Source organism: Pseudomonas sp. GD04158, from assembly GCF_029834875.1.
Classification (GTDB): Bacteria; Pseudomonadota; Gammaproteobacteria; order Pseudomonadales; family Pseudomonadaceae; genus Aquipseudomonas; species Aquipseudomonas hydrolytica.
Genome location: NZ_JAODYT010000115.1, coordinates 1 through 8,443 on the forward strand (window position 1 = coordinate 1; position 8,443 = coordinate 8,443).

Annotated in this window: 7 protein-coding genes and 1 pseudogene; 1 reads left to right on the forward strand and 7 read right to left on the reverse strand. The window is 63.2% G+C overall.

Features of this window, described 5'->3' with window-relative positions; genetic code table 11:
- Positions 1-438: pseudogene (locus N7333_RS22940) on the forward strand (inorganic triphosphatase); the annotation flags it as partial.
- A gap of 80 nt (positions 439-518) precedes the next feature.
- Here N7333_RS22940 and N7333_RS22945 read toward each other — a convergent pair.
- The 7 genes from N7333_RS22945 to N7333_RS22975 form a co-directional block, all read right to left on the reverse strand.
- Complete coding sequence (locus N7333_RS22945; RefSeq protein WP_004373244.1) at positions 519-1,406, reverse strand: ABC transporter permease subunit; 888 nt, start codon at positions 1,404-1,406, stop codon at positions 519-521.
- Positions 1,403-2,284, reverse strand: coding sequence for an ABC transporter permease subunit (locus N7333_RS22950; RefSeq protein ID WP_177491063.1), 882 nt, complete (start codon positions 2,282-2,284; stop codon positions 1,403-1,405). The genes N7333_RS22945 and N7333_RS22950 overlap by 4 nt, the downstream gene beginning before the upstream one ends.
- Positions 2,285-2,307: 23 nt before the next feature.
- Positions 2,308-3,462, reverse strand: coding sequence for a polyamine ABC transporter ATP-binding protein (potA, locus tag N7333_RS22955; protein ID WP_004373247.1), 1,155 nt, complete (start codon positions 3,460-3,462; stop codon positions 2,308-2,310).
- Positions 3,463-3,515: 53 nt separating this feature from the next.
- Entirely contained in the window at positions 3,516-4,607 is a 1,092-nt protein-coding gene (locus tag N7333_RS22960) for a polyamine ABC transporter substrate-binding protein (RefSeq protein ID WP_011920614.1), read from the reverse strand.
- Between the two features lie 67 nt (positions 4,608-4,674).
- Positions 4,675-5,769: a polyamine ABC transporter substrate-binding protein gene (locus tag N7333_RS22965; RefSeq protein ID WP_004373251.1), complete on the reverse strand. Its 1,095-nt coding sequence runs from the start codon at positions 5,767-5,769 to the stop codon at positions 4,675-4,677.
- 67 nt (positions 5,770-5,836) lie between these two features.
- Entirely contained in the window at positions 5,837-6,934 is a 1,098-nt protein-coding gene (locus N7333_RS22970; RefSeq protein ID WP_004373252.1) for a polyamine ABC transporter substrate-binding protein, read from the reverse strand.
- 131 nt (positions 6,935-7,065) lie between these two features.
- On the reverse strand, positions 7,066-8,439 hold the full coding sequence (locus N7333_RS22975; protein WP_129481982.1) for an aspartate aminotransferase family protein: 1,374 nt from the start codon (positions 8,437-8,439) through the stop codon (positions 7,066-7,068).
- Positions 8,440-8,443: the final 4 nt, after the last annotated feature.

Sequence of the window (8,443 nt, forward strand, 5' to 3'; positions counted from 1 at the left end):
CGCAACGCACCGGCGCTGTTCGCCGCCGAACTGGATGGCTGCCGCTGGGGCCTGCTGTCGCTGAAACTGTCGCTCTGGCTGCTGCAACGCGGCTGGACGGTGGAGCGCAACAACCGCGGCAATCGCCAGGGCAGCGCGGCCCTGGGCAACTGGCTGCCCACCCTGCTCGCCGAGGAAGGCGCCGCCCTGCAGCTGCGCCGCTACCAGCAGCAGCCGGAGGACCTGGCCGAGCAGATGCCGCGCCTGGAGCGCCTGCTGGTCTGGCTGCGCCTGGCGCGCGGCGTGCTGGAGGTGCCCGAGGTCGACCGCCTGTATGGCGAGCTGAACAAGCTGTACGGGTTGGCTCAGCAGGAACTGGACGACGAGCAGCGCCAATTGCGCGCCACTCAGGCGCAGATCGTGAACAGCCTCAAGGCCTGGAAGGCGTTGGTGAAATAGCGCAGGGCTCGGTGCGCACGGCGCACCCTACAGCATGAAAAACGGGCCCCGCGGGGCCCGTTTTGCTTTCAGCCAGAAGCTCAGTTGCTGCTGGCGCTGCGGCGGCTGTCGACCACCTGCTGCCAGGACGGGCTGGTGGTTTCGTCCATGGCCTGCTGCAGGGCCTTCTTGCGCTTTTCCTCGGCACGATGGGCGAAGAACCAGGCGAGGAACGTGGCGAAGGACACCGCCAGCAGGATCAGGCTGGCCACCGCATTGATCTCAGGCTTAACCCCCAGACGCACGGCGGAGAAGATCTCCATCGGCAGGGTGGTCGACCCCGGACCGGAGACGAAGCTGGCCAGCACCAGATCGTCCAGCGACAGGGCGAAGGACATCATGGCACCGGCTGCCAGCGATGGCGCGATCATCGGCACGGTGATCAGGAAGAACACCTTCCACGGCTTGGCACCCAGATCCATGGCCGCCTCTTCGATGGACATGTCCAGCTCGCGCAGGCGCGACGACACCACCACCGCCACGTAGGCCGAGCAGAAGGTGGTGTGGGCGATCCAGATGGTGGTCATGCCGCGCTGCGCCGGCCAGCCGATCAGCTGCGCCATCAGCACGAACAGCAGCAGCAGCGACAGACCGGTGATCACCTCGGGCATCACCAGCGGTGCGGTGACCAGACCCCCGAACAGGGTGCGTCCCTTGAAGCGGGTGATGCGAGTCAGCACGAAAGCCGCCAGGGTGCCCAGCGCCACCGCCGCGATGGCGGTGTAGCAGGCGATTTCCAGCGAGCGCATCACCGAGTTCATCAGCTGGGTATTGTCCAGCAGGCCGACGTACCACTTCACCGACCAGCCACCCCACACCGTTACCAGCCGCGAGGCGTTGAACGAGTAGATGACCAGGATGACCATGGGCAGGTAGATGAACACCAGCCCCGCCCAGAGCATGATGCTGGAGAAACTGAAACGCTTCATGGGCGGCCCTCCAGCTCTTTCGCTTGGTTACGGTTGAACAGGATGATGGGCACGATCAGGATCGCCAGCATCACCACCGCCAGAGCGGACGCCACCGGCCAGTCGCGGTTGTTGAAGAACTCCTGCCACAGCACCTTGCCGATCATCAGGGTCTCCGGGCCGCCGAGCAGTTCGGGGATGACGAACTCACCCACCACCGGGATGAACACCAGCATGGAGCCGGCGATGATGCCGTTCTTCGACAGCGGCACGGTGATCCGCCAGAAGTTGTTGAAGTTGCTCGAGCCCAGGTCGGAGGCGGCCTCCAGCAGGCTCGGGTCGTGCTTCACCAGGTTGGCGTAGAGCGGCAGGATCATGAACGGCAGGTACGAATAGACCACGCCGATGTACACCGCGGTGTTGGTGTTGAGGATCTGCAGCGGCGTGTCGATCAGGCCGATACCCATCAGCAGGCTGTTGAGCAGGCCGTTGTTGCCGAGAATGCCCATCCAGGCGTAGACGCGGATCAGGATCGCGGTCCAGGTCGGCATCATGATCAGCAGCAGCAGTACGGTCTGGCGCTCCTTCGGCGCCCGCGCGATGGCGTAGGCCATGGGGTAGCCGATCACCAGGCACAACAGGGTGCTGAAGAAGGCGACCTGCAGCGAGCCCAGATAGGCCGAGACGTACAGGGCATCCTCGGTGAGGAAGATGTAGTTGCCGAAGTTCAGCAGCAGCGTCAGTTTGTTGTCCGCCCACTGGTAGATTTCCGTGTAGGGCGGAATCGCCACATCGGCTTCGGCGAAGCTGATCTTCAGCACGATGACGAAGGGCAGCAGGAAGAACAGGAACAGCCAGAGGAAGGGTATGCCGATAACGGCATGCCGCCCGCTGGGCAGATAGCGCGTCAGTTTGCTCGGTTTCATGATTGCAGTACCACGCCGCTGTCGTCTTCCCAGTACACCACCACCGGATCGTCCCAGGTCGGGCGCTTGCCGCGGCGCTCGGCGTTGGCGATGAAGCACTGCACGATCTGCCCGGAGCTGAGCTTGACGTGGTACACCGAATGGCCGCCGAGGTAGGCGATGTCGTGCACGTGGCCACGGCTCCAGTTGTACTCGGGGTGCTCATGGTCGGCCGGCAAGGCGGTGGCCATCAGCAGTTTTTCCGGGCGCAGGGCGTAGCTGACCTTCTTGTCCTCGGCACGGGTACTGACGCCATGGCCGATGTAGATCGGCTTGTCCAGCTGCGGGCAATCGATGATCGCGTGGTCGGCTTCATCGCTGACGATCTGGCCGTCGAACAGGTTGACGTTGCCGATGAACTCGCACACCAGGCGGCTGGTCGGCGTCTCGTAGATGTCCACCGGGCTGCCGGTCTGGGCGATCCAGCCCAGGTGCATGATGGCGATGCGCTGGGCCATGGTCATGGCCTCTTCCTGGTCGTGGGTGACCATCACGCAGGTCACGCCGACGCGCTCGATGATCTCCACCAGCTCCAGCTGCATCTGCGAGCGCAGCTTCTTGTCCAGCGCGCCCATCGGCTCGTCGAGCAGCAGCAGCTTGGGACGCTTGGCCAGGGAACGGGCCAGGGCCACGCGCTGACGCTGGCCGCCCGAGAGTTGATGCGGCTTGCGCTTGGCGTACTGGGTCATGTGCACCAGCTTGAGCATCTCGGCCACGCGCTCGTCGATCTCGGCCTGGGGCAGCTTGTCCTGCTTGAGACCGAAGGCGATGTTCTGCGCCACGGTCATGTGCGGGAACAGCGCGTAGGACTGGAACATCATGTTGATCGGCCGCTGGTAGGGCGGCATGTCGGTGATGTCCACACCGTCGAGGATGATGCGTCCCTCGGTGGGCCGCTCGAAGCCGGCGAGCATGCGCAGCAGCGTGGATTTGCCCGATCCCGAGCCACCGAGCAGGGCGAAGATCTCACCCTTGTTGATGGTCAGCGATACGTCGTCGACTGCCACTGTCTCGTCGAATTTCTTGGTTACCCGATCGATCTTGACCAGCACCTCTTTCGGTGTCTGGTTTCCCTCGAGGGCTTTTTTGTAGGCGCTGGAAGCGACAGCCATTATCGGAAAACTCCCGGAAGATTGTGCCCGGCCCCTGCGGCCGGGCAGAACGATTACTGACCCGACTTGACCTTGGTCCAGGCGCGAGTCATCAGACGCTGCACACGCACCGGCAATTCGGCAGAGATGTACAGTTTGTCCAGTACCGCTTGTGGCGGGTACACGGACGGGTCGTTGCGTACGTCCTGATCCATCAGTTCACCGGCCTTGGTGTTGGGGTTGGCGTAGCCGACGTAGTTGCTGACGTCGGCGATCACCTGCGGATCGAGGAGGAAATTGATGAAGGCATGAGCCTGCTCGACGTTCGCCGCGTCGGCCGGAATGGCCAGCATGTCGAACCAGAGGTTGGCGCCCTCCTTGGGAATGGCGTAGGCGATCTCGATACCCTTGCCGGCCTCTTCGGCACGGTCGGCGGCCTGCAGGATGTCGCCGGAGAAGCCGGCTGCCACGCAGATGTTGCCGTTGGCCAGATCACCGATGTACTTGGAGCTGTGGAAGTAGGTGACGTAGGGGCGCACCTCCAGCAGCTTGGCTTCGGCCTTGGCGTAGTCGTCGGGGTTGGTGCTGTTGGGGTCCAGGCCCAGGTAGTTGAGCATGGCCGGGATCATCTCGTCGGCCGAGTCGAGGAAGGCCACGCCGCACTGGCTGAGCTTCTTGATGTTCTCGGCTTCGAACAGCACGGCCCAGGAGTCGATCTCCTCGACGCCCAGTACGGCCTTGATCTTCTCGACGTTGTAACCGATGCCGTTGGTGCCCCACAGGTAGGGCACCGAGTACTGGTTGCCGGGGTCGTTGGTTTCCAGCTGCTTGAGCAATGCCTGGTCCAGATTGTCCCAGTTCGGCAGCTTGGCGCGGTCGAGCGGCTGGAAGGCGCCGGCACGAATCTGCTTGCCGAGGAAATGGTTGGACGGCACCACCACGTCATAGCCACTGCGACCGGCGAGCAGTTTGCCTTCGAGGGTTTCGTTTGAGTCGAAGACGTCGTAGATCGGCTTGATGCCGGTTTGCGCCTCGAACTTGGCCAGGGTCTCTTCGCCGATGTAGTCGCTCCAGTTGTAGATGTGCACCTTCGGCTGGGCCAGGGCCACACCACAGACGGCGGAGGCCGCCAGGGCGATCAGAGACTTGGGCAGGGTAACTCGCACAGTTTCATCCTCGTTATGGTGTGCCGCCCGAAAAGGCGCGGCACTTTATAGGAAAATCTTCCGCCGATCAGCGTCCGCTCTTGATTCGCGTCCAGTCACGGGTCAGCCAGCGCTGCACCTCGGGGGTACGCTCCTCGGCAACGTAGAGCTTGGCCATGACCTCCGCGCTGGGATACACGCCCGGATTCTCGCGCACGCCTTCGTCGACCAGCTCGGTGGCCTTGAGGTTGGGGTTGGCGTAGGCCACGTAATTGCTGATCTTGGCGATCACGTCCGGGCGCAGCAGGTAGTTGATGAAGGCATGCGCCTCATCGACGTTCTTCGCGTCCTTGGGAATCGCCAGCAGGTCGGCCCACATCGCGGTGCCTTCCTTGGGAATGATGTAGATGATCTCGTCGCTGCGGCCGGCCTCTTCGGCACGGTCGGCGGCCTGCAGCACGTCGCCGGAGTAGCCGAAGGCGGCGCAGATCTCGCCGTTGGCCAGGTCGGAGATGAACTTGGAGCTGTGGAAGTAGGTGATGTACGGGCGCACCTTCATCATCTGCTCGAAGGCTTTGTCGTAGTCTTCGCGCTTGGTGGTGTGCGGCGACAGGCCCAGGTAGTTGACCGTCTGCGGCAGCACTTCATCGCCCGAGTCGAGCAGGGCGATGCCGCATTTCGCCAGCTTCTCGGCGTACTGCGGCTCGAACAGCAGGGCCCAGGAATCCAGCGGGGCATCTTCGCCGAGCACGGCACGGGCCTTGGTGGCGTTCAGGCCAATGCCGTTGGTGCCCCACAGATAAGGCACCGAGTATTCGTTGCCGGGGTCGCCCGCGGCCAGGTTCTGCATGATGGTCGGGTCGAGATTGACCAGGTTCGGCAGCTTGGATTTGTCCAGCTTCAGATAGGTGCCGGCACGCACCTGCTTGGCCAGGTAGTGGTTGGTGGGTACCACCACGTCGTAGCCGCTCTGGCCGGTGGCCAGCTTGCCATCGAGGGTTTCGTTGGAGTCGAAAACGTCATACACCACCTTGATGCCGGTTTCCTTCTCGAACTCGGCGATGGTGTCCGGCGCAATGTAGTCGGACCAGTTGTAGACCTTGACCACACGATTGGCCGCCTGGGCTGCGGACATGCCAATGGCGGCGGCGACAAGGCCGGCCAGCAGGATAGAACGACGCATGACGTTTCCTCTTCTTGCCTGGAGAAAGCCTGGCGGGCGAACCCGCCAGGCGGCGTTGCTGCGTTGCTTAGCGACCGGACTTGATCTTGGTCCAGCTGCGGGTCATGTTGCGCTGCACCGCCGGAGCCAGGTCCGGGAAGGTGTAGATCTTCTTCAGCACTTCCGGCGTCGGGTATACGCCCGGGTCGGTGCGCAGGGCCTCATCCACCAGCGGCGTAGCCGCGGCGTTGCCGTTGGGGAACTGCACGTAGTTGGTGATGTTGGCCATCACCGCCGGCTCCATCAGGTAGTTGAGGAACACGTGGGCAGCCTCGACGTTCTTGGCATCGGCCGGCACCGCCAGCATGTCGAAGAAGGAACCTGCGCCTTCCTTGGGAATGTTGTAGCCGACGTTGACGCCGTTCTTGGCTTCCTCGGCGCGCGCCTTGCTCTGATAGATGTCGCCCGAGTAGCCGATGGCGACGCAGATGTTGCCGTTGGCCAGGTCGGAGATGTACTTGGAGCTGTGGAAGTAGGCCACCGAAGGACGGATGGAGAGGAACAGTTCCTCGGCCTTCTTCAGCTCGTCAGCCTTGCTGCTGTCCGGGGCGTAGCCCAGGTAGTGCAGCGCCGCCGGGAGAATTTCGGTCGGCGAGTCGAGGAAGGACACGCCGCAGGACTTCAGCTTTTCCATGTTCTCCGGCTTGAACACCAGATCCCAGGAATCCACCGGCGCGTCGTCGCCGAGCACGGCCTTGACCTTGTCGACGTTGTAGCCGATGCCGATAGTGCCCCACATGTAGGGGATCGAGTACTGGTTGCCCGGGTCACTCGGATCCAGCGCCTTGAGCAGGTCCTGGTCGAGGTTCGACCAGTTCGGCAGCTTGGACTTGTCCAGCTTCTGGAACACGCCCGCCTTGATCTGCTTGGCCAGGAAGGGGTTGGACGGTACCACCACGTCGTAACCGGAGCTGCCGGCCAGCAACTTGGCTTCCAGCACCTCGTTGCTGTCGAAGACGTCATAGACGACCTTGATGCCGGTTTCCTTCTCGAAGTTGGCCAGGGTGTCTTCGGCGATGTAGTCGCTCCAGTTGTAGACATGCAGCACCTTGCTGTCAGCCTGCGCAGCGCCTGCCACGGCGGCGGTCAGGGACAACGCGAGAAGGGTCTTGCCGAATGTTTTCATGCGTACAGCTCCTGTTGTTGTGTCGGTAATCCGGAGGACGCGCGAGCCGCTCGATTCAGGCTGGCTCACGCACTCCGGCGCAGTCTGGCAAGGTCATGGCACCGCTGACAACTTTCCGTGACTGCGGGCTTTCAGACCGACAGGTCACGCAGGGTGAGATCCAGGCACTTGCGCGCTTTTTCCACCAGTTCGTCGATTTCCGCCCGGCTGATCACCAGCGGCGGGGCAATGATCATGGTGTCGCCCACGGCGCGCATGATCAGACCGTTATTAAAGCAGTGCCCGCGACAGACCATGCCGGCGGCCACGGTGTCCGGGTAACGCTTGCGCGTCGCCTTGTCCTGCACCAGTTCGATGGCGCCGAGCATGCCCAGGCCGCGTACCTCGCCCACCAGCGGGTGCTCTGCCAGTTCGCGCAGGCGTTGCTGCAAATACGGTGCCGTTTCCGCCTTCACCCGCTGGACGATGCCTTCTTCGCGGAGCAGGCGCAGGTTTTCCAGCCCCACCGCCGCCGCCACCGGATGGCCGGAATAGGTGAAGCCGTGGTTGAAGTCGCCATGCGCCTCGATCACCTCGAACACCTTGTCGCTGACGATCAGCCCGCCCATCGGCACATAGCCGCTGGTGAGGCCCTTGGCGATGGTCATCAGATCCGGCTTGAGGTCGTAGTACTGGCTGCCGAACCATTCGCCGGTACGGCCGAAGCCGCAGATCACCTCGTCGGCCACGAACAGAATGTCGTACCTGGCGAGGATCTCCTTGATCCGCGGCCAGTAGGTCTCAGGCGGGATGATCACGCCGCCGGCGCCCTGGATCGGCTCGGCGATAAAGGCGGCAACGTTTTCTTCGCCCAGCTCGAGAATCTTCTTCTCCAGCTGATCGGCGGCCCAGATGCCGAACTCCTCCGGCGACTGGTCGCCGCCCTCGCCGAACCAGTAGGGCTGCGGGATATGAGCGATACCCGGAATCGGCAGGTCGCCCTGCTCGTGCATGAACTTCATGCCGCCGAGGCTGGCGCCGGCCACGGTGGAGCCGTGGTAGCCGTTCTCGCGGCCGATGATGATCTTCTTGTTCGCTTTGCCCTTGCACGCCCAGTAGTGGCGCACCAGGCGCAGCATGGTGTCGTTGCCTTCGGAGCCCGAACCGGTGAAGAACACGTGGTTCATGCCGGCCGGTGCCAGTTGGGAGATGGCGTGGGCCAGCTCCAGCACCGGCGGGTGGGCGGTCTGGAAAAAGGTGTTGTAGAACGGCAGCTGACGCATCTGCGTCGCGGCAGCTTCGACCAGCTCCTCGCGGCCATAGCCCACGGCCACGCACCACAGGCCGGCCATGCCATCGAGGATCTTGTTGCCCTCGCTGTCCCACAGGTGCACGCCCTTCGCTTCAGTGATGATGCGCGGGCCTTTTTCGGCCAGCTGCCTGTAATCACTGAACGGCGCCAAGTGGTGAGCCTGGCTCAGGGCCTGCCAGTGCGCGGTTTGCGGATTGTTCGCTTGCTTGTTCATAACC